We start from the raw sequence: 24,184 nt of genomic DNA on the forward strand, positions 1-24,184 counted from the left end.
AAAGAATAGTAATGAATAGTCTAACAAAAGCATTTGTTAAATGTCCAACTTGCCAAAAAGAAGTCGAGTGGTCAGAAAAGAGTCCATACCGTCCTTTTTGTAGTAAACGCTGTCAACTTATCGATTTGGGTGATTGGGCAACAGAAGAATATCGTATAGCTGATAAAGATATATCAGAACAAGATCTTTGGAGCGACGAAAACACATCAGATTTTTCAGGTAAGCATTAATGAAGATTCTTGGCATAGAAACCTCTTGCGACGAAACAGGCGTTGCGATTTATGATGATGAGCACGGTTTAATGGCTAATCAACTATATTCACAAATTAAATTACATGCTGATTATGGGGGAGTGGTTCCTGAGCTTGCATCACGCGATCATATTCGTAAAACAGTACCACTAATTCAAGCTGCATTAAAAGAGGCTAATTTAACCTCAGCGGATATTGATGGTGTTGCTTATACTGCGGGACCAGGGTTAATTGGTGCTTTAATGGTAGGTGCATCAATTGGGCGTTCACTCGCTTATGCTTGGAATGTTCCTGCTATTGCGGTTAACCATATGGAAGGGCATTTGCTTGCGCCAATGCTTGAAGATAATCCTCCTAAGTTTCCATTTGTGGCGTTATTGGTCTCTGGAGGACATACTCAATTATTTAGTGTAACTGGTATTGGACAATATAAATTATTAGGTGAATCAATTGATGATGCTGCAGGTGAAGCGTTTGATAAAACAGCTAAGCTACTTGGACTTGATTACCCAGGTGGTGCAAAATTATCTCAATTAGCTAAACAAGGGAATCCTTCTCGGTTTCATTTTCCAAGACCAATGACCGATCGACCTGGGCTTGATTTTAGTTTTTCTGGTCTTAAAACGGCTGCTGCAAATACTATTCATCAAAATAAAACTGATAATCTTATTGATCCACAAACTAAAGCTGATATCGCTAGAGCTTTTGAAGATGCACTTGTGGATACCTTGGTAATAAAAGTGCGCCGAGCTCTTGAACAAACAGGATATAAGCGTTTAGTTATTGCAGGTGGTGTTAGCGCTAATGATTCATTACGTGACAAACTTTCTAGTCTAATGCAACAAAGAAATGGGCAAGCTTATTATCCTAGGCTCGCATTTTGCACTGATAATGGTGCAATGATAGCTTATGCGGGGATGATTCACTTGAAGTTAAAAGTTAATAATGAGTTGGCTATTGAAATTAATCCAAGATGGGCATTAGATATATCCAACAATTAAACGTTGGATATATCAGTCAATCAGCTTATAGAAGATTAACTGTTTTTATCTTCAATATTAGTAGGGCTATTGCTATTGTTTGATTGTAAATCAACTAGTTTTTCTAAGTTTCTATTAATGCTAAAAAATACGCACATTAATTCAAAAATAAGGCGTGTAGCTATAACACCACCAATTAAGCCAAATAATCCACCTAAAAAAGACACGTAACACATGTTAATAATATTCATGATTACAATAAAAGCTAACAATAACCAATATAGGAAAGTTAACACACTTGGCATTATTAAACGTCTAAAAAAAAGTAAATCTAATGGTTTAAAATTATTCATCTCTTCCTCAATATTTTTGATGTATATTATTAAAATTAAGTTTAGAATGATTATTTAAAATAATCCATTTATATTAGAAAACATTTTCTAGAAGAAATCAATATAATTAATTATTAAAAAATTATGAAAACTTTTATTCTTGGCAAAGATGCCGCTCTTGAAGATTCGATCGATTATTTTCATCAACAATTAACTAAATTTAATTTAGAAGTTAAGGAAGCCTCTTGGCTAAACCCAGTTCCTAATGTTTGGTCAGTTCACATACAAAATAAAGCATGTCCACTCTGTTTTGCTAATGGCAAAGGTGCAACGAAAAAAGCTGCTTTGGCTTCGGCATTAGGGGAATATTTTGAACGATTGTCTACCAATTACTTTTTTTCTGATTTTTATCTAGGTAAGCAGGTAGCTAATGCAGAATTTGTGCATTATCCCACTGAAAAGTGGTTTGCTATTCCAGATGATAACTCATTACCAAAAGGCTTGTTATCAAAAAAACTCCTCAAGTTTTATGATCCCGATAAAGAGTTAGGCGCTACGGATTTAGTAGACTTGCAGTCAAGTAATATCGAACGCGGTATCTGTGCTTTACCATTTGTATCACAATCTGATCAAAAAACAGTTTATATTCCCGTTAATCTCATTGCTAATTTATATGCATCAAACGGTATGTCAGCAGGTAATACACGTAATGAAGCACGCGTTCAGGCTCTATCTGAAATTTTTGAACGTTATGTAAAAAATAAAATAATTTCGCAAGCGATTAGTTTACCGACTATTCCAATAGATGTGATTAATCGTTATCCTGCTGTTTTGGCAGCTATAACAACACTTGAAAACGAAGGATTTCCACTTTACTGTTTTGATGCTTCATTGGGCGGTGAATTTCCTGTCATTTGTGTCGTGTTATTTAATCCTGAAAATAGTACTTGCTATGCTTCGTTTGGTGCTCACCCTAATTTTGGTGTAGCTCTTGAAAGAACAGTTACTGAATTATTACAAGGGCGCAGTTTAAAAGATCTTGATGTCTTTTCACCGCCAAGCTTTAATAATGATGAGGTTGCTGAACTGAGCAATTTAGAAACGCATTTTATTGATTCAAGTGGATTAATTTCTTGGGATTTATTTAAAGAAGAGTCCAATTATGATTTTGTTGATTGGGATTTTTCGGGCACAACAGAACAAGAATTTAATAACTTAATGGCTATTTTTACTCGTCACAAAACGGAAGTCCTCATTATGGATTATGAGCATCTTGGGGTTTATGCTTGTCGAATTTTAGCAGTTGGTATGTCCGAAATTTATCCACCTGAAGATTTATTCCTTGCTAATAATAATATGGCAATTCACTTGCGTGATTTGATTTTATCCCTACCAAGTAAAAAGCATTCAGCTAAACAATACCTTACCATTATTGAGCAATTAGATGAAGAGGGATTAGATGATTCTGCTAGAATCCGTGAACTACTCGGTATTGCAACTGGTAAAGATAATGCATGGTTAACATTGCGAGTCGGTGAGTTGAAAGCAATGTTGGCCTTGGCAGGTAAGGATTTAGAACAGGCAAAACAATGGATTGATTGGACAGTGGAAATGAATGAATCTATTTTTACCAAAGAGCGCAATCATGCCTATCGTTGCTTACAAACATTAGTAAATTTTATACTTGAACGTAATAAAAAGCAGTTTAGTGATTATCAAAGTGCTTTTTATAAAATGTATGGTAAAGTATGCGTTGATGAGATGTGGCAATATGCAACAAGCGAGAAAACGTTTTTTGGTTTGGTTGATTTCGCAACGACAGATAAATCATCAAATCAGAACTTAGAACAATTTGCAATGCACCAAAAACTATTGGCTGTCTATCACAAATTACATCAAGCTATGTTATAAAAACGCTTTAAATATTCCACCGAATAAAGCCGGTGGAATATAATATTATTCCACCAATCTGGCAAAATCACCGGCTTGCTTAACTAATTCCTTGCTTGGAGTAACACCTGTATATAATATAAACTGCTCTAATGCCTGTATAACAGCAACATCTGCACCTGATATAATCGTTTTATTTAAATTTTTTGCGTATTTAATCATAGGTGTTTCAACGGGCAGGGCAACTACATCAAAAACAATATTGGCATTATTTATCATTGTTTCAGAGAAAGCTAAATCATTAGCTTCTGCACCGCCAAGCATGCCAATTGGGGTTACATTAATGATTAATTTTGCTTGTTCTGGCAATACTTCTTGTTCATCTTTTACCCATTTATACCCGTATCGTTTCGCTAAAACATTACCTTTTTGTTGATTGCGTGCTGCAATAATGCCATGTTTAAAACCAGCATCATAAAAAGCGCCAATGACTGCATTAGCCATTCCACCACTACCTTTTAGTACAAATGGTGTAGTATTATCAATTTTATTTTCTGTAATAAGTTTTGCCACTGCAATATAATCGGTATTATAAGCTTTTAAATAATGATCAGTATTAACAATAGTATTCACTGATTGAATGGATTTTACGGAATTATCTAATTCATCTATAAATTCGATGCATGCTTCTTTGTAAGGCATTGAAATAGCGCAACCGCGAATAGCTAATGCTTTAATACCGTAAATGGCATTTTTTAAATTGTTGGTTGTGAAAGCTTTATAAAGATAATTTAAATCAAGTTTTTCATATAAATAATTGTGAAAGCGTGTACCAAAATTGCTTGGCCTAGCAGAAAGAGACATACAAACAATTGTATCTTTATTAATAATTCTTGCCATTTTAATAGTTCCTTGTGATCATATAGATAAGTTAAATTTTAACACTTTATTTTTTTACGTATATCAAATTATGGTTGCAAATAATACAGGTCCTAACATACAACGAGAAAAGCATACTATTAGTGTGATGATCTATCTATATTGTCATAAAAAACATCATACACTGTACAACCAGTTATGTGATGAATGTAATGAACTCTTACAATATGCAATGCAACGTTTAACATTGTGCCGTTTTGGTGAGGAAAAAACGACTTGTGAGCGTTGTCCAAAACACTGCTATAGAAAGGATTACAAACAAAACATAAAACAAGTTATGCGTTTTTCTGGACCTAGGATGATCATTCATCATCCCATTATGGCTATTAGGCATCTTTATAAAAATCTGAGTAAAAATCATAGAAAATAATTAATTTATTGATCAAGGAGCATCCTTTTTTATTCATAACCATATTAACGTGTTCTCTATATACAGAAATAAACTCTAAACGGCATTAGTTAGCGTTGTTTTAAAATGGCAACCATTTGGTGCTGTAAGCTTTAAATTTTTCAGTACAGTTAGGATTTGAGGCGTTTTTATCTTTTGCGAAATACAATTAATTTTTTGGTAATGTCTGAGCAGAGAGTTTGGCGAACCTTCTTTACAATCTCGATGCAGATGCTAGAAACAAAGTGGTCGCATGGAAATTGCCTCTTCTATGCTCGTCCAGTTTTTCGAATCATTTGTGATTTTCCTAAACAAGGCATGAACATTATCAAATGTTCGTATTTGACAGGTTAACTTTAGTTGTCAGCGCATTGTGTGATATTTAATTAATATAACTCATAACCAATCAACAAAGAAGCTAGCACCTTAACCATTTGCTGACAATGGTATTGGAAAGCTGTGCAAAGCCGGTTTATCCCTGTGTATACAGGGAACACATATTCCGTTTTATTGCCGGAATCATTCCCAGCGGTTTATCCCTGTGTATACAGGGAACACTCATTAGAATCATCCTTCAATTCAACATCACGCGGTTTATCCCTGTGTATACAGGGAACACACCAATGATATCACCCGGTAAATGACGGATACCGGTTTATCCCTGTGTATACAGGGAACACCAGCAAATGACACACTACATCATGAAAGATGGAGGTTTATCCCTGTGTATACAGGGAACACGCACTCGAACGTGTTGGGCTTGCTGCTCGAGCTGGTTTATCCCTGTGTATACAGGGAACACAGAAGCATCGAGTAAAGTAGTGGAGTGTTTAAAGGTTTATCCCTGTGTATACAGGGAACACAATATTAAGTTGGTACTTGTAATAATTATATTCGGTTTATCCCTGTGTATACAGGGAACACTATTTAACAGCTGTCGGTCAGATATTTTTTTACGGTTTATCCCTGTGTATACAGGGAACACGAGATTGTCATACGCCTCTTGGGGCGTTTTCGCGGTTTATCCCTGTGTATACAGGGAACACTCTAATCGTAGCTATATGTTTTATTTACAGTTATAGTAGGCGATAAATTCTACCAGATTTTTTGAATTTTTAAAGATTTTTAACTTATTGATTTTTAATAAATAAAAAACAAGCTCAATTCAATTTATGCTATTCTACCAAAAATCACCAATTTTTAATTTAAATTCAATAGGATATTTAAATTTTATTGTATCTAAATAAAAAATTTTAATCAAAATATTTGTTTCAATTTGAAAATTAAGAAACTTTTTAATTTTAACGGTATAAATGCTAAAAATATTAATTAATCCGATCTGGCGATCATTTAATATTTATTATTCAATTAAAGCTAAAATATTCTAAAGTAGATATTTACTGTTTCTCTTTATAGTTTGCTGAATTATATTTTTGTTTTAAAGTGCTGTTCCTTTAGTTGGGCGATAAAATTTTTGAGTATCAATGCCTTCAATTTGTAGTAGCTTAATTTTTTTATCAATGCCTCCAGCATAGCCTGTTAAGTTGCCATTTGCACCAATTACACGGTGGCAAGGAATAATTATTGATATAGGATTGCGACCGACCGCACCGCCCACAGCTTGGCTAGACATGGTCTTAACCTTATTTTGTTTGGCAATTTTTTTAGCTATATCACCATAGGTCGTAACTTCACCGTAAGGAATTTTGCATAAGATATCCCAAACTTGATAGCGAAAGGGGGTACCGATAGGTGCTAATGGGAGTTGTTTAATAGCAGGATTTTTGCCTGAAAAATAGTTATCAAACCATTTTTTAGTTTCATTAAAAATAGCTAAATTTGGTTTGTCTTCTAGTTGTTCATTTACCGTATCACCAAAATACTTTTGACCTTCAATCCATACGGCAATCAGCTTGTTATTTTGACCGGCGAGTGTGATTAAACCTAAAGGTGAAGAGTAACTAGTTGAATAAAACATATTATCTTTTAAATTTACGACTGAACATTTTTTGAAATTATGCTCTTTTATAACAAGAAATGCTAGAATTTTATGTAAATGCTAATGTTTTTATATCAGGTAAAATTTGGCTTACTGTTGTAAACCAAATAATACTTTTAGTTTTTGATTAATTAATTTTTTTACCTTTTTCCATATAACTCATATCCCCAAAACTTTCAATAATGAATTTTCCGTTGTTGGTATAGCGAATTTTTGTCACACTAGCATTACCTAATCCGCTAGTAATTGGTTTATCTTGTAGATCTTTTACCATAGCCATTATTGCAAGCCCGTGAGATACAATAAGTACATTTCCACCACCTTGTGCTTTTGCCGCTTCAGCAATGGTTTTTAATGAGTTTTGCATACGTGTTTTTATGGTTTTGTAATTTTCCGCTTCCCCTAATTTGTCAACTGCTGCTATAGCATTGAGCATCTTATCAAGGCTAATTTTCCCTTGCGAAAAATCAGTCATTAGCTCTTTATCTGATTGATAGCCTAGATATTGTGCCGCAGGTGTCCACATATTAGAATCAAGATCACCTTCAAATTGACCGAAATAAGCTTCGCGCAAGCCTTCCATTTCGTTCATTTGAACTGGATCACCTTTTGATTCTAAAACGATGCGAGCTGTTTGCCTTGCTCTACCTAAATCACTTGAATAAACTGACACAAATTTAACATCTTTTAAACCACGGCCTAGTTGCTCGGCATCATTGATGCCAGATTTAGTTAGTGGTGTATCGGACCAACCTTGAGCTCTATGAGCAATATTGAACATAGTTTGACCATGACGAACGACATAAAGATAAGTATCTTCTGCGAATGCATTGCATATGGTAAATAGCATGATAAATAGAAAACTTACTAATTTTATAGAATTAGACATAATTATTCCTCTTGTTTTATAACGAATAGTATTGGTTTAAATTGTTTTTGTATTTCTTTTTTGAATGCAATCAAGGATTCATACCAGTAGAAGCTTTTTTTATAACGATTTAATCGTGACTGTTCCATATTGATTTAGATCGATATAGATAAACCCATAACGTTTAGTAACTTCAGTTTTTATTCTTTAATGGCTATAAGGCTTGAATTGATTAAATCGACTTTATACTTTTTAAATCCAATTTCATATGTTTACTTATTGTAAACTACTATAAAAAATAAGAGGAATAAAAATAAAAAAATGTGATAAATATCACGCTATTTGAAAAAATATAGTGATTTTTTTACTAATATAAAAAAGCCCCGATAACGTTAATATTTCGGGGCTATGATTAGTGCCTATTACCTTGTTATTGAGCTAGTAATTTATTCATGGTTTGAATAAATTTGCTTGGATCGCTTAATGATCCTTTTTCAGCAAGTAAAGCCTGATCTAACAATAGTTCTATCCAATCGTTAAATGCGCTTTCATCTTGCGTATCGGCAATACGTTTGACCAGTTTATGATCTGGATTGATTTCAAATGTGTATTTGATTTCTGGTGCTTTTTGACCTGCTGCAGCAAATAATTTCGCCATTTGTGTGCTCATTTCGTCAGCAGCAGTAGTAACAATTGCCGGTGTATCAGTTAAACGGTGAGTTAATTTCACTTCTTTCACTTTATCGCCTAATGCGGTTTTTACTCGCTCAATAAATGGTTCGAGTTCTTTTTCAACTTGTTTTTGTTCTTCACTATCTTGATCGGCAAGTTTTTCGATCGATTCGTCTGATTTACTGATAGATTGGAACTGTTTGCCATCAAATTCCGTTAAATTGCTCATCATCCATTCATCGATGCGATCAGATAATAATAATACTTCAATTCCTTTTTTACGGAATAGCTCTAGGTGAGGGCTATTTTTAGCAGCCCCATAGCTGTCTGCGGTAATGTAGTAGATCTTTTCTTGACCTTCTTGCATACGGCTAATGTAATCTTCTAGAGATACTGTTTGTGCATCGCTATCGGTGTGAGTTGACGCAAAACGAATTAATTTAGCAATGGCTTCACGGTTTGCAAAGTCTTCACCAGTGCCTTCTTTTAATACTAAACCAAACTCATTCCAGAATTGTTGATATTGTTCTTTATCATCTTTAGCAAGTTTTTCAAGCATCTGTAACACACGTTTAGTACATGCATTACGTAAGTTTTGAGTAATTTTATTATCTTGTAAAATTTCACGCGATACATTTAATGGCAGATCATTTGAATCAATCAAGCCTTTTACAAAACGTAAATAGTTTGGCATAAACTGTTCAGCATCGTCCATAATAAAAACACGTTGTACATAAAGTTTTAATCCGTGTTTATTATCGCGATTCCACATATCCCATGGTGCTTTAGATGGGATATAAAGTAAGCTGGTGTACTCTTGTTTACCTTCAACGCGATTATGACTCCAACTTAATGGATCGGCAAAGTCGTGTGATAAATGTTTATAAAACTCTTTATATTCTTCGTCAGTGACTTCTGATTTACTGCGTGTCCAAAGTGCTTGTGCTTTGTTGATTTTTTCCCATTTGACTTCTTTGCTTTCTTCGTCAGTGGTTTGTACTTCAACAGGAAGTGAAATGTGATCAGAATATTTGCTGATAATAGAACGCAAACGCCAATCTTCTAAAAATTCTTTTTCTTCTTCTTTTAAGTGTAAAGTGATTTCGGTGCCGCGAGTTTCTTTATTATCGTCAGATATGGTGTATTCACCTTCACCCGCTGATTCCCACATAACTGCTTGGTCAGCTTTTGCTGTGGCAGCACGAGTTCTAACTGTGACTTTATCAGCAACTATGAAGGCTGAATAAAAACCTACACCAAACTGACCAATTAATTGGCTATCTTTGGCTTGATCACTACCAATAGACTCTAAAAAAGCTTTGGTGCCTGATTTAGCAATAGTACCCAAGTTTTCAATCACTTCATCTCGGGTCATCCCAATACCATTGTCAGTAATGGTTAAGGTGCCAGCTTCTTTGTTGGTTGAAATACGTACACCTAGTTCACTATCGCCAGCATATAGATCTGGGTTTTCAAGTGCTTTAAAACGAAGTTTGTCGGCCGCATCAGATGCGTTTGAAATAAGTTCTCTTAAAAAAATCTCTTTATTAGAATATAAAGAATGGATCATTAAATGTAGAATTTGTTTAACTTCAGATTGAAATCCGCGAGTTTCAGTACCTTGCTTACTCATTGACTAGTCCCTCTAAATTTATATAAAACTCAATTAATTATGCTTTACTGATAAGGAATGTAACTCATAAATCATGTTTCAAAAACAAATGATAATGAAATAGAACATAATATTAATTGAATAACATGAATTTAATAGTTTGATTTATTGTTGTATTGCTATATGGGAATAAAAAGACAGTTTTCAATAGAGGTTAAAAAATTTAATTAGCTATTTGGTCGTTTTTTGTTTAAAAAAGCCCTGAAAAATTCAGAGCTTTTAAATTGAACATTAATTAACTTTTTAAGTGTTATAAAAATCCGTAAATAAGAATAGTAACCACTGCAACTGGAATAACAAAGCGTGTAAGTATGGACCATATTCCAAACCATGAAGAACTTAAGTTGAGCTCATTGCGAATATGTTTTTGATTCATCATCCACGCGCCAAAAATGATAGTGCCTAACCCAGTAACAGGTAACATAATTTTGCTGGTTAAATAGTCAAGTAAGTCGAAAATATTTTTATCAAATAATTTCACATCAGCCCATTGATTAAACGACAATATACAAGCAATTCCTAATGCCCAAATGATAATGCTGCTTACTACGGTTGCAGTTTTACGACCCATAGGTGTTCTTTCTTCTAATAGTTCAACTGTTGGCTCTAATAAAGAAATAGAAGAAGTTAACGCCGCAAATGTTAAGAAGATAAAGAATAATATGCCTAAAACTAAACCGCCAGTCATGTTACCAAAAGCAATTGGTAGCGTAACAAAAATTAGACCAGGACCTGCTCCAGCTTGTAAGCCATTAGCAAATACTAATGGGAAAATAGCTAACCCAGAAAGTACTGCAACAACTACATCTAATATAACTACAGTTCGAGCCGTTGATAATAAGTTGACGTCTTGTCCGAGATACGAGCCGTATGCCATCATGATTCCCATGCCTAAGGATAAACTAAAAAATGCATGACCTAATGCGGCTAAAATAGCTGTGCTATTTAAGGCTAACCAATTTGGTGAAAATAAGAATTTACATGCTACCCAAAAATATGGACCACTTGCATAAGCTGCGTAACCAACTAAAACAAGTAGTAAGATTCCTAGTCCAGGCATCATGATTTTACACCCGCGTTCTAAGCCAGCGCCAACACCCAATGCAACAATAAATGCAGTTGCAAACATAAATACAGTGTGCCATGTTAATAGACTATTCACATTACTAAGAAAATCAGTGAATATTTGGTCTGTTTTTTCGCCAGTAACTCCTTCAAATGAACCTTTTGCAGCTAAAACAATGTAATCAGTTGCCCAACCACCAATTACACTATAAAAAGATAAGATTAGAAATGAACCAAGTACGCCGATAATGCCAACCCAACGCCATGACTTAGAACGACCTTCTGAAACAGCGACATCTTCCATTGTGTGAATTGGGTTTTTTTGTCCACGACGACCGATTAACCATTCTAACACTAAAATGGGTAGTCCTATCATAAACATGAAAAGTAAATAAGTGAGCACAAATGCAGAGCCACCCATTTCACCAGCCATATAGGGAAATTTCCAAATGTTACCTAATCCAACAGCAGAGCCGGCTGCTGCAAGCATGAATCCCATGCGGGAGCTCCACTGTGAATGACTTTTTTTCATAGTTCCTGTACTCATGAATTTTCCTTTGATTTCTTCAATTATTGTTTCATTTTAATTTAGGCAAACGCCTAACCATGACTTTATTAAAATCTTTCAGCGTCGTAAATCATGCCATGAAATAATGGGTGAAACAAGAAATCATTAAAATTATTAATATAAATAATTAATTTAAAGATAAAATTATAACAAGATTTGATAAACAAATTGGCTTTGCCATTATATTATTACTTGAATTATTAGTTCTGCAAATATGTTATTTAGTCCTTTTATTAATAATAGGTATAGCATAAAATGTTTCTTTATTAAGAATATTTATAAATAAAAAGAGAGTCCATGTCACAAAATGTCGATATTAATGAGATAGATAAGTTTTCTCAATTAGCTTCTGAATGGTGGGATCCTAATGGCAAATGTAAGCCATTACACATTATTAACCCATTACGCGTTGATTATGTTAAACAACAATGTGCTTCTATTGAGAATCAATTGGTTTTAGATGTTGGTTGTGGTGGGGGGATTTTATCGGAAAGTTTAGCTAAGTTAGGAGCTAAAGTTACAGCTATCGATTTGGCTGATGTGTCATTAGACGTTGCAAGATCACATGCTAAGTTGGGTGGTCTATCAATTGATTATAAAAAGCAGACTGTTGAAGAACACGCCAAGCAATACCCAGAGCACTATGATGTAATTACCTGTATGGAACTATTAGAACATGTACCAGACCCTCTTTCGATTATTCGGGCATGTGCTAAATTACTTAAGCCTAATGGTAAATTGTTTTTATCAACAATTAATCGCAATCACAAAGCCAAGCTACTGTTAATTTATGGCGCAGAATATATTGCTCGGCTTGTACCTAAAGGTACACATGATTTTAACCGATTTATTAGACCTTCTGAGCTTATGACTTGGGTAGAGCAAGCCGGGCTTAGTACTGGCGATGTGATTGGTATGGAATACCATTTATTAAAAAACCAGTTTAAATTAGGTGCCAATATTGATGTAAATTATATTCTTATGGCTCAAAAAATGGATTGATTTTAAAAATGTGATTTTACTTCTAATGATGCGATGAGCGAATAAGTGATGCCACTTATGTTTATGTCTTTAAAATTTTCTCTATCATTAATATTATAGTTAACACTTTTTTTAAATTAGTAATCTAATACAGGTTGTATCTATAGCGCAATAAAAAGTACTTAACCAAAATGAGGTGTATTTGACATTGTGATCATAGATTACAATGTATTTTTGACTAATTTGGGTTATAAAAAATACGAAGGTATAAATTTATTTAGGTTGAAAAGTAGACAGTTTATCGGTAAATCATTTATGTAAAATATTATAAAACCAAATTCTATTTTTCTAACAAAATAAAAAACTATCAACCTAAAATAAAATGCTTCTAGCCTTTTACTAGAAAAGCAAGTAGAATGCATCGGCAATATTTTATCAACAATTTAACTCAATGGTGAATATTGTCATGTCTCGTATAGTTAAAGAAGCCCTCACGTTTGATGATGTTTTATTAGTTCCAGCTCACTCTACTGTTTTGCCCAATACCGCTGATATTAGTACCCAACTTACTCAAACAATCAAATTAAATATTCCAATGCTGTCTGCCGCAATGGATACGGTAACTGAATCAGATCTTGCTATTGCGCTTGCGCAAGAAGGAGGTATTGGTTTTATTCATAAAAATATGTCGATTGAACATCAAGCAAATCATGTAAGGCGTGTTAAAAAGTACGAAAGTGGGATAGTTCAAGATCCTGTATCTGTATTACCTACTGCCACAATAAAACAAGTTATTGATTTAGCTAAGGAGTATGGTTTTGCCGGTTTTCCTGTGGTTACTCAAACACAAGAATTAGTCGGAATTATTACTGCTCGAGATGTTCGATTCGCTACAGATTTATCACTACCAGTTACTGCGGTGATGACGCCTAAAGAGAGGTTAGTAACCGTTAAAGAAGGTGAAAAACGAGACATTGTACTACAAAAAATGCACGAACACCGTGTCGAAAAAGTATTGGTAGTCGATTCAAAATTCCATTTAAAAGGAATGATAACCGTTAAAGATTATAATAAAGCCGAACAAAAACCAAATGCTTGTAAAGATGAAAAAGGAAGGTTGCGTGTTGGTGCTGCAGTTGGTGCGGGTGCAGGTAATGAAGAACGTATTGCTGCTTTAATTGAGGCCGGGATAGATGTTTTGTTGATTGATTCATCACACGGGCATTCAGAAGGAGTATTACAGCGTATTCGCCAGGCAAGACAAGCTTATCCTGATTTACAAATTATCGGTGGCAATGTAGCGACTGCAGAAGGTGCAAAAGCGCTTATTGATGCTGGAGTTAACGCGGTTAAAGTTGGTATTGGTCCTGGCTCTATCTGTACAACGCGTATTGTGACAGGTGTAGGGGTGCCACAAATTAGTGCGATTATGGATGCCGTTGAAATAGCTCAAAGATATAATATTCCAGTTATTGCTGATGGTGGAGTTCGTTTTTCAGGTGATATTGCAAAAGCAATTGCTGCAGGGGCTTCCTGTGTAATGGTTGGCTCAATGTTTGCAGGAACCGAAGAAGCACCAGGTGAAATTGAATTATTCCAAGGTCGTGCTTATAAGTCTTATCGTGGTATGGGCTCATTAGGTGCTATGGCAAAAGGCTCTTCTGATCGTTATTTCCAATCTGATAATGCTGCGGATAAATTAGTGCCAGAAGGAATTGAAGGGCGTATTGCTTATAAAGGATTATTAAAAGAGATTATTCATCAACAAATGGGTGGTTTACGTTCATGTATGGGGTTAACCGGTTGTTTAACGATTGAAGAATTACGTACTAAATCTAAGTTTTATCGCATTACTGGCGCAGGAATGAAAGAAAGCCATGTTCATGATGTGCTTATTACTAAAGAGCCACCTAATTATCGTGCTGGTTCTTAATAGTATGCTGTTCTCTACTATAGTGATATAAGAACCAAAGTAAATTAGTTGATTATACTTATTTAAAATCCCAACAAATGCAGCCGATACTGCTCAGTTGGGGTTTTTTGTTATGTGTATTAGTTTAACCTTATAATGTCTATAACATTTAGGGGTAACTCTTTTATTTACAATTAATCTATACCAAGTACCAAACGGCCATTTTTAGTAGCAACCTTAACGACATTATCAAGATCGGTATAACGGCATCCTGTTACTAGCAATTTAAGTTCTTCCCACATATTACCCGTTGAAAATGGTAACATATAATCACTAACATTATCCGTGCCAATAGCAACAGGAATACCAGCAGCAGCCAGTTCATCAACAGGGGTTAATGAGTTACGAGTAGGGCCTTGTTCTTCACGGCGAGGGCTATCTATCCATGCAAAAGGACAAGCAATAACCATCATTTTAGCTTCTTTCATTTTTTTATAAAGCCTTTGACGATATTCTAAACTGTGGGCTGTGATTGAAATACTATGAATAGCTACTACATGTCCTTGCATACCATGTTCTAGAGTTTTATCAGTTAGTTGCTCGGTTTCGATTTCATCTTGAGAATTAAATTGATCAACATGAACATGAACCATTTTGCCTAATGATTTACCCGTTTGCATTAATACATCAAGGTGCTTAAGCCCCATTCCTTCACCATGATCACGTTCATCTCGACGTGGTAAACCGCCAATAATATCAACTAAATCGGCGCCTTTATCGAACCAATAACGAGCTTCTTTATCGATAACACCTTTAAGTGTTTGATTAATTAGTTTTATGGTTATGTCATTTTTATAGGTTTCACGTGCACGGAGTGCTCCTCTGATTGCACGTTCTTCGGTGATTGGATCAATATCAACAAACGATCCCATAGCACTTACGCCTTGCTCAATCATACGTTCAACTGCCATACTAAAATGACGATAGTAATCATTTTCGCTCATCGTTGCTTTGACTTTATCGAGCGTATCCCATTTTTCAATTAAAGTCTGTTTTTGATAGACATCAAAACTATCAACCGAAATAGTAAAAGCACGATCCGCATGCATATGTGCATTAATCCAACCGCCGTTTTGCTTAATTTTATGCATTAAATAGGCTTTTAAACTTTGGTCTTTTGTCGTTAATAGCATGTTTTTATGTTCAATCATAATCTGCCTCTATAATTCAATCATTCTAAATGAAGTTGCTAAAATCGAGCGCAATAGGTAAAAAAAATCCTCCAAAAAGGAGGATTAAATGTAACATTAATAATTTTATTGATTAAACTTGTAAAGCTGTAATCATTCATTGTGCTTATACCTAGGCGATCAAAAATTGAAGAAATTCTAACCAAAATATTTTTAATAGCAAGAGCTATAATCTATAAAATATATAAATAAATGATATAGTTAAAGTATTATTTTTTAGACTAATTATGATAGGAATAGTATTTTATGATCATTATCATTGGTATAAGAAAGTTTTTTATAGTTAACTTACTGTTTAATATGAATAATAAATTGTAAAAAAATCGAGACATTTTAAATTTCCTTGATATTTGAATGCCTAATTAAATAATAGATATGAATAATAACGTAGGATATTTAAATAAGAAATTATCGATTTATTTTAACACTGATTATTGTTTGGGAAATAGCACGTTAAAAAGTGAGTGATTCAAATAACGGGGGAATGCGGTTATAACTAAATGCTTATAATTGTTATGAATATAAGTATTAACGGTATTAATTTGTTTTAATGACGATTTATCAACAAATTCATGTTAATCTTTGAACAAATTAAGTCGTTCGTACTACAATTCACCAATGCAGTAGCATTGGTGAATTATTCAACTACATTTTGTCAACTGTTTTGATGCCCAACATATCAAGACCAATTTTAAGTGTTTTAGCCGTCAACGAAGCTAATTTTAAGCGACTTTGTTTCAAGCTCTCATTTTCTGCCGCCAAAATAGGGCAGTTTTCATAAAAACTTGAAAATAGCGTCGCAATTTCATAAAGATAAGCACAAAGCACATGCGGTGTACCTTCATTTGCCACGATTGAAATAGTTTCATCAAATTGAATTAAACGAGTTGCTAAAGCACGCTCTTTATCAGATTCTAAACTAATATTAGCCGTTAAGCTATCTTCGGAGATATTGGACTTTTTAAAAATTGATAACACACGAGTATAAGCATATTGCAAATAAGGAGCAGTATTGCCTTCAAATGACAACATATTATCCCAATCAAAAACATAATCAGTAGTCCGATTTTTAGAAAGATCAGCATATTTAACTGCACCAATAGCCACCGCATCGACAATTTTTGCAAGCTCACTTTCAGAAAGATCTGGATTTTTGTTACGAATTAAAGTTGTTGCGCGTTCACACGCTTCATCTAGTAAATCATTTAATTTAACAGTATCGCCAGAACGGGTTTTAAACGGCTTACCATCTTTACCTAACATCATACCAAACATATGGTGTTCAAGCTTTAATGATTCTGGTACATACTTAGCTTTGTGAACAATAGCCCAAACTTGCTCTAAATGTTGATGTTGGCGGGAATCAGTATAATAAAGAATACGATCGGCATGTAACGTTTCGTAACGGTATTTAGCACAAGCAATATCGGTTGTTGCATAAAGGTAGCCACCATCACGTTTTTGGATGATAACACCCATCGGTTCGCCTTCTTTGTTTTTATACTCATCAAGAAAAACAACAATCGCCCCTTCACTTTCAACCGCAAGCCCTTTCTGTTTTAAATCGGCAACAATATTAGGTAGCATGCTGTTATAAATGCTCTCACCCATGGTGTCTTCAAGCGATAACGTAACATTTAAACGTTTATAAGTGGCAATATTTTGCGTCATGGTAATATCAACTAGCTTGCGCCACATATCACGACAATATTCATCGCCACCTTGTAATTTCACTACATAATTACGAGCTTTTTCGGCAAATACTTCGTCTTCGTCATAATGTTTTTTAGCGGCGCGATAGAATGACTCTAAATCTGAAAGATCCATATCATTGGCATGTTCATTTTGCATCTTTTCAAGATACGCAATTAACATACCAAATTGCGTTCCCCAATCACCAACATGATTAGCACGAATGACATTGTGACCTAAAAAGCTCAATACTCTTACCGTTGCATCACCAATAATGGTTGATCGTAAATGTCCCACGTGCATTTCTTTAGCAACATTAGGTGCTGAATAATCAACTACAATTGTTTGAGGTTTTGTTGGTAAAGTGATATTAAGTTTGTCACAGTTTAGTGCAGTTTCATTTTGCTCTGCAATCCAACTATTTTTTAAAAAGATATTAATAAAACCTGGACCTGCAATTTCAATTTTTTCGGCGATATCATCAACATCAAGATGCTGTAAAACCGTCTGAGCAAGTTCGCGAGGAGGGATTCCCATTTTTTTAGCAACAGACATAATGCCATTAGCTTGATAATCGCCAAATTGAACTTTAGTAGATTGTTTAATTAATGCGTCGCTGTTCTTGTCTGCACCTGCCATGATCATAGCTTGCAAAACACGTTGTGTTAGTAATTGTTGAATATTCACACTAAACCTAATTAATCATCATAAAATGCTAAATATAATACCGACAAAGTAATGAATTGTCACTTATCGGATTAAGCGCTTTTCTTTCGTTTAACTAGGGTTTGCCAATATTTTTCATGTTTTTTCACTAAAAGTGATTTTGTGGAATTTACAAATTCTTTCAATTTGTTTTCTTGAAATGTAGTGGAAGTATTAATAATTATTGTCGGTAATGACGTTGTATTATGTGATCGAGTAATTCACTTCCTGGTATAGTTTTAGGATCTAGAAGGTTAATAGTTACCTTTTGAGAAAAGGGGAAATTCATATAGATTTTCGGTTTGTTCAATGAATTGAACAAATAATTTTTATTGTTAGAGTTTAGTATTGGTAAAGTAATAAGGATATCTGCACTGATCATTAATTGTTTTAAATTTAAGATAAAATCCTTGGGGGTTATAAGCATATGGATAGAAGCTATTTACCTACATTATCATTATATGTGCTTCTGAACTTGATAGGGCTCAGGTTTATAGCGATTAATTATCATTTATATATTTTCTGCTGTTATATGATTTTTGTAAGTAATATTTTTATTTATTCTTCGTTGATAAGTTTTCCTTTATACTAACTTTTTTATATTTGCATCAACTATTTACAATTCTTCTTGGAAACACTAAACTAATCGATGTTCTCAACGGGGTGCCTAAATGGCTGAGAATGTCCTTTATATCGACATAACCCGCCGAACCTGAACTGGATTATACCAGCGGAGGGATTTGAGTTATTATGTCTGCTCAAACCTTTTGTCTTTTATTTGGCTTCTGGAGGCAAAATGCTTTGTAAGAATCTTTTGTTTTTTATGCTATTTGGGGCATTTTTTCTTGTTAATCCTGTATTTGCAAAGCCGATTTTAACCATTTATAGCTACGGTTCATTTATGTCAGAATGGGGACCAGGTGAAGCTATAAAAAAAGGTTTCGAAACGCAGTGCGAATGCCAACTAAATATTGTCACATTGGGTGACGGTGTATCAATTTTAAATCGTATTCGTCTTGAAGGAAATAATACCAAAGCTGATGTAGTTTTAGGTTTAGATAATAATTTGTTAGAACAAGCAAAGCTTGCTAATATTGTTATTCCTCATCAAATTAAAAGACCTGATAATATTAATACAGATTGGTGGGATATTGATTTTATCCCTTATGATTTTGGTTATTTTGCTTTCATTTATAACAAAGAAAAAATTAACAATCCTCCACATAGTTTTCATGACCTAGTATATAATAAAGCCAATTGGAAAATCATTTATCAAGATCCAAGGACTAGTACGCCTGGATTAGGATTACTATTTTGGGTGAAATATATATATGGTGATAAGGCAGTTACTGTTTGGGAAAAAATTGCTAAAAATACAGTAACGGTAACGAAAGGTTGGAGTGAGGCTTATGGCCTGTTTTTAAAAGGGGAAGCAGATTTTGTGCTAAGCTATAGTACTTCACCAGTTGCACATATTATAAATGATAATGATGATCATTATGAAGCTGCTATTTTTGATGAAGGACATTATCGTCAAGTTGAAGTTGCCGGGATCGTCAAATATACTCAGAAAACGGAACTTGCACGTCGTTTTTTACAATATTTATTAACACCAGAAGTTCAGCGCCAATTTGCCGAAAAAAATGTTATGTATCCGATAATAAATACACAGCTACCTGAAGCTTTTCAACAAATCCAATCAGTGAATAAAGTTCTTGAGTTTGATTCAAAACGAGTTGAACAAAATCAAAAAATGTGGATACGTGAATGGCAATCAGCTATTAGCAACTAGTAAGCAATTAAAAAGAATGTTGAAATTTAAAACATTGCTGCCTGGTATTAGTTCGGCAAGTATAATTTTAATTGTATTAGGTGCGGCATTATTTGCACTTTGTCAAGCGGCTATTGAGTCGAATGATTTTAATATTTATTTCGATAGTTATTTATTGCATGTAATTGGGATAACGGTATTTCAAGCGGTATTATCTACTATATTGTCAATCCTATTAGCTCTATTAATGGCAAAAGCATTATCAATGGTTGATTTCTTTTGTAAGCACCTATTATTGCGTTTAATGCCTATCACTTTTATATTGCCTTCGTTAGTAGTTGTAACTGGTCTTTTGTCAATTTATGGTCAACAGGGGTTATTAGCCTCTATTTTAAAATATTTTGGTATATCATTTTCTGGGTGGTCAATTTATGGGTTAAAAGGAATTTTGCTAGCTCATGTATTTCTTAATTTTCCGTATGCTTGTCGTTTGTTTTATCAAACATTAAGCCTTGTTCCTGTTGAACATAAGCGATTGGCTGCGCAATTGAATTTTTCAAGTATTACCTATTTTAAATTGATTGAATGGCCTTTATTGCGATGTCAATTATTTCCTATGGCTGCATTAATTTTTATGCTGTGTTTCTCTAGTTTTGCTATAGTGCTTGCGCTGGGTGGAGGGCCTAAATATACCACTATTGAAGTGGCAATTTATCAATCTATTCGAGAGTTTGAACTGCTACAAGCTGTTTTATTTGCCGGTATACAGCTAATATGCTGTATCAGTTTTTTATGGCTGACCCAGAAAATACTTCATAAAAATAAAGATAATCAAAATGTAACTATTGATTTTAATAAGCAAAATTATCATTTATCGGTTTCTAATTATTTAAAGTTTTTTAGTGCTGTCATCATTTTAGTTGGTGGATTATTTATTTTTTTACCATTAATAAATATAGTTATTGAAGGAAGCCGTTTTTTTGACTTATCACTATTAAATACGGCTTTTAAACAAGCTACCTTATTTTCGCTTTTAATTGCCTTAGGTGCTGCTATGATCGCTATAGTGCTTGCTTTATTAATTTTATGGACTAATAGCAGATTGATCATTAATCATCAGATTAAATGGAGTAATCAGTTAATGCTTGTTGGATCATTAATTTTAGCTATTCCTAGTATGGTATTATCTTCAGGATTGTTTTTATTGCTATTTAAATATGCAGATAACCGTGTATTTATTTGTATATTAATGATGTTATGTAATGCCTTAATGGCATTGCCTTTTGTATTAAAAAACCTTGCAATACCTATGTATGAGGTCACATTGCGTTATTGGCAATTGAGCCAATCTCTTAATATTAATGGTTTTAGGCATTTTTATATCGTCGAATATAAGGCATTAAAAAAAATCATTATTATGAGTTTCGCCTTTTCAGGTATTTTGTCATTAGGTGATTTTGGTATTATTGCATTATTTGGAGGGCAGTCAGTAACTACTCTACCTTACTATTTATATGAACAAATCTCCCATTATCATTATCATGAAAGTATGGTTACAGCTGCAGTATTATTAACTTTATCGTTTAGTTTATTAATTGTGATGGATTATGATCGAACTTAATCAAGTTAATTATCATTATGATGATTTTAAAATAGATTTTGATGTAAAAATTACTACAAAAGAGCGAGTTGTAGTGGTTGGACCAAGTGGCTCAGGCAAAACGACTTTATTAAATTTAATTGCAGGATTCTTATTACCTAATTCAGGTAAAGTAATATTAAATCATCAAGATTTTACCAAAATTTTACCCAATAAAAGACCTGTTTCGATGCTATTTCAACATAATAATTTATTTAGCCACTTAACGGTTAAACAAAATGTTGGTTTAGGTATAAAGCCATCATTAAAATTAAGCACATCTGAAAAAAAGCAAGTTAATGATATTTTAGCGAATGTTGGTTTAGATAATTTAGGGGATCGTTATCCTGATAAACTTTCTGGTGGACAATATCAACGTGTTGCGCTTGCCCGTTGCCTAATTCAACATCGTCCTATTTTATTATTAGATGAACCTTTTTCTGCTCTTGATCAAGCTTTACGTTTTGAAATGCTAGCATTGGTCGATAAAATTTGTGATGAGTTTGGATTAACATTAATGATGGTGTCACATTATCTTGATGACACTTTGAATTACTTTTCACGTTGTTTAGTAGTAAATAAAGGGAATACTATTTTTAATGGTCCACCTAAACAGTTAAATCAACCAGAAAATAGCCTCACAGCGAAAATATTAGGGTTAAATGTTTACTAATTCATAAAATTTAACATTCATCGAGATTATTCTTTAATATAAAAAGTGATCATTTAATGATTAGAGATATTTTGAAAAAATATTTTATCATTTAATCAGTTCTTTTTAAGGTTTTATTAATCTATAGATAGTATACTAGAGCGACCTACAAATAATTATTACTAATCATAATTTATGAAAAATCAAAAGGAAAACTTGATATTTAGTTGGTCGACTCTTATTTTTGTTATTTTATTTTTTACTTATTTTTCTTGTGCATTACAATTATATATTTTCTTTTCTGGGCATTCTAATGCGATAGGGCTGCGCGATTCAATTATCTATAGTTTAATTTGGCTTATTCCTGTTTTCATTTTTCCTAAATATACGAAAAAAATTGCAACTGTTTATGGATTAGTTGTTGGTGGATTATCACTGATTCCCGTTGGTTATTTTACTATTTATAGGCAAGAGTTTTCACAGAGTGTTTTATTTGTTATGGCTGAATCAAACTTCAATGAGTCACATGAATTTATTCAGCAATATTTAAATGTCCAATTAATTTTAGTATTAATTATTTATGTATCCATCGGTATATATCTATGGAAAAAAGTAGAGCCGATTTATGTTAAAAATACGACAAAATGGCTAATATCTTCATTTATTGCTATTTATGCGTTAATGCCGTTAGTCATTAGTGTAGTTGTCAAAAATTCATCTTTTGAAAAAGCTGGTGCTCATTTATTAACACGTATGGAAACAACAGTTCCATGGCAACTGATTTGCAGTTATTGGGCTTATCGCTCGCAGTTGAATAATATGGAGCATATTTTAGAGCATTTAGAATCATTACCGCCATTGGAAAATCTGAAAGATAAAAATGGTAATACTCCAAGGACGTTAGTTTTGGTCATAGGTGAATCAACAACTCGCAATAGAATGGGGCTTTATGGTTATGGGAGAAATACTACCCCAAAAATAGAACAATTTAAAAAAGAAAATCCTAATTTAGTTGTATTTAATGATGTAGTTTCATCAAGACCTTATACGATTGAAATTTTACAACAAGCCCTAACCTTTGCTGATGAGCAGCACCCTGATTTATATCTTAAGACTCCTTCATTGATTCATCTAATGAAACAAGCAGGATACAAAACCTTTTGGATTACTAATCAACAAACTATAACTGAACGTAATACAATGTTGACTATGTTTTCTAAACAAACCGACAAACAGTATTATATGAATAACGACCGTAATCAAAGTTCAAGACAATATGATCAGTCTGTATTTGAGCCATTTAAAGAAGTATTAGCTGATCCAACTGAAAAGAAATTTATTGTTATACATCTTCTTGGTACTCATATGAAGTATGAATTCCGTTATCCTAAAAATGGTGAGCATAACCGTTTTAAAGGTAAAACAAGCATACCGTTTAATATTGATGAAAGTAAAGTACCTGTTTACAATAGTTATGATAATGCGGTAAGTTACAATGATTACGTTACAACTACATTATTTAATTTATTTAAGAATAGTAAAGAAAATGGCTTTATATTGTATTTTTCTGATCATGGTGAAGATGTTTATGAAACACCGCCACATGACGTTTTAGGTCGTAATGAAAAATCACCCACTAGAACGATGTATACAGTTCCTTTTATGCTTTGGGAATCGCCACAATGGATTGCAACCCACCCAAATAATTATCAAGACTATGTTAATCGGAAATTTAGTACTCAAGATTTGATTCATACATGGTCTGATTTAGCCGGATTAAGTTATAACTTATTCATACCTCAAAAAAGTTTAGTTAATCCTAATTTCTATGAATCCATACGCTGGATAGGTGATCCATATGATAAAAAAGGTTTAATCGATTTTGATAAATTAGAGAAGTAGCTAATACCCAGTTTACACACATATTTGAAATATGATATTGTATATATATACAGTTG

Annotated in this window: 18 protein-coding genes, 1 CRISPR repeat array and 1 riboswitch; of the genes, 10 read left to right on the forward strand and 8 right to left on the reverse strand. The window is 33.5% G+C overall.

Annotated features, from left to right (window positions below; genetic code table 11):
- Window positions 1-11 precede the first annotated feature (11 nt).
- Together yacG and tsaD are read left to right on the forward strand one after the other, a co-directional pair.
- Window positions 12-230 (forward strand): DNA gyrase inhibitor YacG, encoded by a 219-nt coding sequence (yacG, locus tag A9G48_RS06835; protein WP_034946489.1) that lies wholly within the window; start codon window positions 12-14, stop codon window positions 228-230.
- Window positions 230-1,252 (forward strand): tRNA (adenosine(37)-N6)-threonylcarbamoyltransferase complex transferase subunit TsaD, encoded by a 1,023-nt coding sequence (gene tsaD, locus A9G48_RS06840; protein ID WP_034946486.1) that lies wholly within the window; start codon window positions 230-232, stop codon window positions 1,250-1,252. The genes yacG and tsaD overlap by 1 nt, the downstream gene beginning before the upstream one ends.
- 35 nt (window positions 1,253-1,287) lie before the next feature.
- On the opposite strand, the gene A9G48_RS06845 is transcribed toward tsaD, so the two are convergent.
- Window positions 1,288-1,584, reverse strand: coding sequence for a DUF4282 domain-containing protein (locus A9G48_RS06845; protein WP_065569601.1), 297 nt, complete (start codon window positions 1,582-1,584; stop codon window positions 1,288-1,290).
- Window positions 1,585-1,704: 120 nt separating this feature from the next.
- On the opposite strand from A9G48_RS06845, the gene ycaO reads away from it, so the two are divergent.
- Window positions 1,705-3,474 (forward strand): 30S ribosomal protein S12 methylthiotransferase accessory factor YcaO, encoded by a 1,770-nt coding sequence (gene ycaO, locus A9G48_RS06850; RefSeq protein WP_065574149.1) that lies wholly within the window; start codon window positions 1,705-1,707, stop codon window positions 3,472-3,474.
- 45 nt (window positions 3,475-3,519) lie between these two features.
- On the opposite strand, the gene A9G48_RS06855 is transcribed toward ycaO, so the two are convergent.
- The gene (locus A9G48_RS06855; protein WP_034946480.1) at window positions 3,520-4,353 is read right to left on the reverse strand and encodes a shikimate 5-dehydrogenase; all 834 of its coding nucleotides are present in this window, start codon (window positions 4,351-4,353) and stop codon (window positions 3,520-3,522) included.
- Window positions 4,354-4,423: 70 nt separating this feature from the next.
- Here A9G48_RS06855 and A9G48_RS11210 point away from each other — a divergent pair, with 70 nt between their 5' ends.
- Window positions 4,424-4,762: a nitrous oxide-stimulated promoter family protein gene (locus A9G48_RS11210; protein ID WP_080715902.1), complete on the forward strand. Its 339-nt coding sequence runs from the start codon at window positions 4,424-4,426 to the stop codon at window positions 4,760-4,762.
- A gap of 486 nt (window positions 4,763-5,248) precedes the next feature.
- A CRISPR array of direct repeats spans window positions 5,249-5,826; the repeat unit is 29 nt; unit sequence CGGTTTATCCCTGTGTATACAGGGAACAC.
- Between the two features lie 392 nt (window positions 5,827-6,218).
- Here A9G48_RS11210 and A9G48_RS06860 read toward each other — a convergent pair.
- The 4 genes from A9G48_RS06860 to A9G48_RS06875 all read right to left on the reverse strand — a co-directional run bounded on the left by A9G48_RS06860 (window position 6,219) and on the right by A9G48_RS06875 (window position 11,603).
- A complete protein-coding gene (locus tag A9G48_RS06860) occupies window positions 6,219-6,758 on the reverse strand; it encodes a methylated-DNA--[protein]-cysteine S-methyltransferase (RefSeq protein ID WP_034946476.1) in 540 nt (179 codons plus the stop codon).
- A gap of 148 nt (window positions 6,759-6,906) precedes the next feature.
- The gene (locus A9G48_RS06865; protein ID WP_051825283.1) at window positions 6,907-7,668 is read right to left on the reverse strand and encodes a histidine phosphatase family protein; all 762 of its coding nucleotides are present in this window, start codon (window positions 7,666-7,668) and stop codon (window positions 6,907-6,909) included.
- A 409-nt stretch (window positions 7,669-8,077) separates the two neighbouring features.
- Window positions 8,078-9,952 (reverse strand): molecular chaperone HtpG, encoded by a 1,875-nt coding sequence (htpG, locus tag A9G48_RS06870; RefSeq protein ID WP_034946473.1) that lies wholly within the window; start codon window positions 9,950-9,952, stop codon window positions 8,078-8,080.
- Window positions 9,953-10,241: 289 nt separating this feature from the next.
- Complete coding sequence (locus A9G48_RS06875) at window positions 10,242-11,603, reverse strand: sodium-dependent transporter (protein WP_202807452.1); 1,362 nt, start codon at window positions 11,601-11,603, stop codon at window positions 10,242-10,244.
- Between the two features lie 318 nt (window positions 11,604-11,921).
- Here A9G48_RS06875 and ubiG point away from each other — a divergent pair, with 318 nt between their 5' ends.
- Window positions 11,922-12,626 (forward strand): bifunctional 2-polyprenyl-6-hydroxyphenol methylase/3-demethylubiquinol 3-O-methyltransferase UbiG, encoded by a 705-nt coding sequence (gene ubiG / locus A9G48_RS06880; protein WP_034946470.1) that lies wholly within the window; start codon window positions 11,922-11,924, stop codon window positions 12,624-12,626.
- 445 nt (window positions 12,627-13,071) lie between these two features.
- Window positions 13,072-14,538 carry an IMP dehydrogenase gene (guaB, locus tag A9G48_RS06885; RefSeq protein ID WP_034946466.1) on the forward strand — a complete coding sequence of 489 codons (1,467 nt, stop codon included), beginning with the start codon at window positions 13,072-13,074 and terminating at the stop codon, window positions 14,536-14,538.
- A 173-nt stretch (window positions 14,539-14,711) separates the two neighbouring features.
- Here guaB and A9G48_RS06890 read toward each other — a convergent pair whose 3' ends face one another.
- Window positions 14,712-15,728 (reverse strand): amidohydrolase family protein, encoded by a 1,017-nt coding sequence (locus A9G48_RS06890; protein WP_202807451.1) that lies wholly within the window; start codon window positions 15,726-15,728, stop codon window positions 14,712-14,714.
- A gap of 684 nt (window positions 15,729-16,412) precedes the next feature.
- The gene (gene argS / locus A9G48_RS06895) at window positions 16,413-18,146 is read right to left on the reverse strand and encodes an arginine--tRNA ligase (protein ID WP_065575993.1); all 1,734 of its coding nucleotides are present in this window, start codon (window positions 18,144-18,146) and stop codon (window positions 16,413-16,415) included.
- A 667-nt stretch (window positions 18,147-18,813) separates the two neighbouring features.
- A riboswitch (TPP riboswitch) is annotated at window positions 18,814-18,921 on the forward strand.
- 39 nt (window positions 18,922-18,960) lie between these two features.
- Here argS and thiB point away from each other — a divergent pair.
- The 4 genes from thiB (at window position 18,961) to cptA (ending at window position 24,128) form a co-directional block, all read left to right on the forward strand.
- Complete coding sequence (gene thiB, locus A9G48_RS06900) at window positions 18,961-19,956, forward strand: thiamine ABC transporter substrate binding subunit (RefSeq protein ID WP_034946460.1); 996 nt, start codon at window positions 18,961-18,963, stop codon at window positions 19,954-19,956.
- Between the two features lie 16 nt (window positions 19,957-19,972).
- Window positions 19,973-21,556 carry a thiamine/thiamine pyrophosphate ABC transporter permease gene (thiP, locus tag A9G48_RS06905; RefSeq protein WP_065575999.1) on the forward strand — a complete coding sequence of 528 codons (1,584 nt, stop codon included), beginning with the start codon at window positions 19,973-19,975 and terminating at the stop codon, window positions 21,554-21,556.
- The gene (thiQ, locus tag A9G48_RS06910) at window positions 21,543-22,247 is read left to right on the forward strand and encodes a thiamine ABC transporter ATP-binding protein ThiQ (protein WP_034946457.1); all 705 of its coding nucleotides are present in this window, start codon (window positions 21,543-21,545) and stop codon (window positions 22,245-22,247) included. The genes thiP and thiQ overlap by 14 nt, the downstream gene beginning before the upstream one ends.
- 174 nt (window positions 22,248-22,421) lie before the next feature.
- Window positions 22,422-24,128, forward strand: coding sequence for a phosphoethanolamine transferase CptA (gene cptA / locus A9G48_RS06915; protein ID WP_034946454.1), 1,707 nt, complete (start codon window positions 22,422-22,424; stop codon window positions 24,126-24,128).
- Window positions 24,129-24,184 lie beyond the last annotated feature (56 nt).

The sequence above is a fragment of the Gilliamella sp. wkB18 genome, from assembly GCF_001690875.1.
Lineage (GTDB): Bacteria > Pseudomonadota > Gammaproteobacteria > Enterobacterales > Orbaceae > Gilliamella > Gilliamella apicola_A.

Coding starts and splice junctions, on each gene's coding strand:
- yacG (WP_034946489.1), top strand. CDS start 12: ATGAATAGTCTAACAAAAGCATTTGTTAAATGTCCAACTTGCCAAAAA.
- tsaD (WP_034946486.1), top strand. CDS start 230: ATGAAGATTCTTGGCATAGAAACCTCTTGCGACGAAACAGGCGTTGCG.
- A9G48_RS06845 (WP_065569601.1), bottom strand. CDS start 1,584: ATGAATAATTTTAAACCATTAGATTTACTTTTTTTTAGACGTTTAATA.
- A9G48_RS06855 (WP_034946480.1), bottom strand. CDS start 4,353: ATGGCAAGAATTATTAATAAAGATACAATTGTTTGTATGTCTCTTTCT.
- A9G48_RS11210 (WP_080715902.1), top strand. CDS start 4,424: ATGGTTGCAAATAATACAGGTCCTAACATACAACGAGAAAAGCATACT.
- A9G48_RS06860 (WP_034946476.1), bottom strand. CDS start 6,758: ATGTTTTATTCAACTAGTTACTCTTCACCTTTAGGTTTAATCACACTC.
- A9G48_RS06865 (WP_051825283.1), bottom strand. CDS start 7,668: ATGTCTAATTCTATAAAATTAGTAAGTTTTCTATTTATCATGCTATTT.
- htpG (WP_034946473.1), bottom strand. CDS start 9,952: ATGAGTAAGCAAGGTACTGAAACTCGCGGATTTCAATCTGAAGTTAAA.
- A9G48_RS06875 (WP_202807452.1), bottom strand. CDS start 11,603: ATGAGTACAGGAACTATGAAAAAAAGTCATTCACAGTGGAGCTCCCGC.
- ubiG (WP_034946470.1), top strand. CDS start 11,922: ATGTCACAAAATGTCGATATTAATGAGATAGATAAGTTTTCTCAATTA.
- guaB (WP_034946466.1), top strand. CDS start 13,072: ATGTCTCGTATAGTTAAAGAAGCCCTCACGTTTGATGATGTTTTATTA.
- A9G48_RS06890 (WP_202807451.1), bottom strand. CDS start 15,728: ATGATTGAACATAAAAACATGCTATTAACGACAAAAGACCAAAGTTTA.
- thiB (WP_034946460.1), top strand. CDS start 18,961: ATGCTTTGTAAGAATCTTTTGTTTTTTATGCTATTTGGGGCATTTTTT.
- thiP (WP_065575999.1), top strand. CDS start 19,973: ATGTTGAAATTTAAAACATTGCTGCCTGGTATTAGTTCGGCAAGTATA.
- thiQ (WP_034946457.1), top strand. CDS start 21,543: ATGATCGAACTTAATCAAGTTAATTATCATTATGATGATTTTAAAATA.
- cptA (WP_034946454.1), top strand. CDS start 22,422: ATGAAAAATCAAAAGGAAAACTTGATATTTAGTTGGTCGACTCTTATT.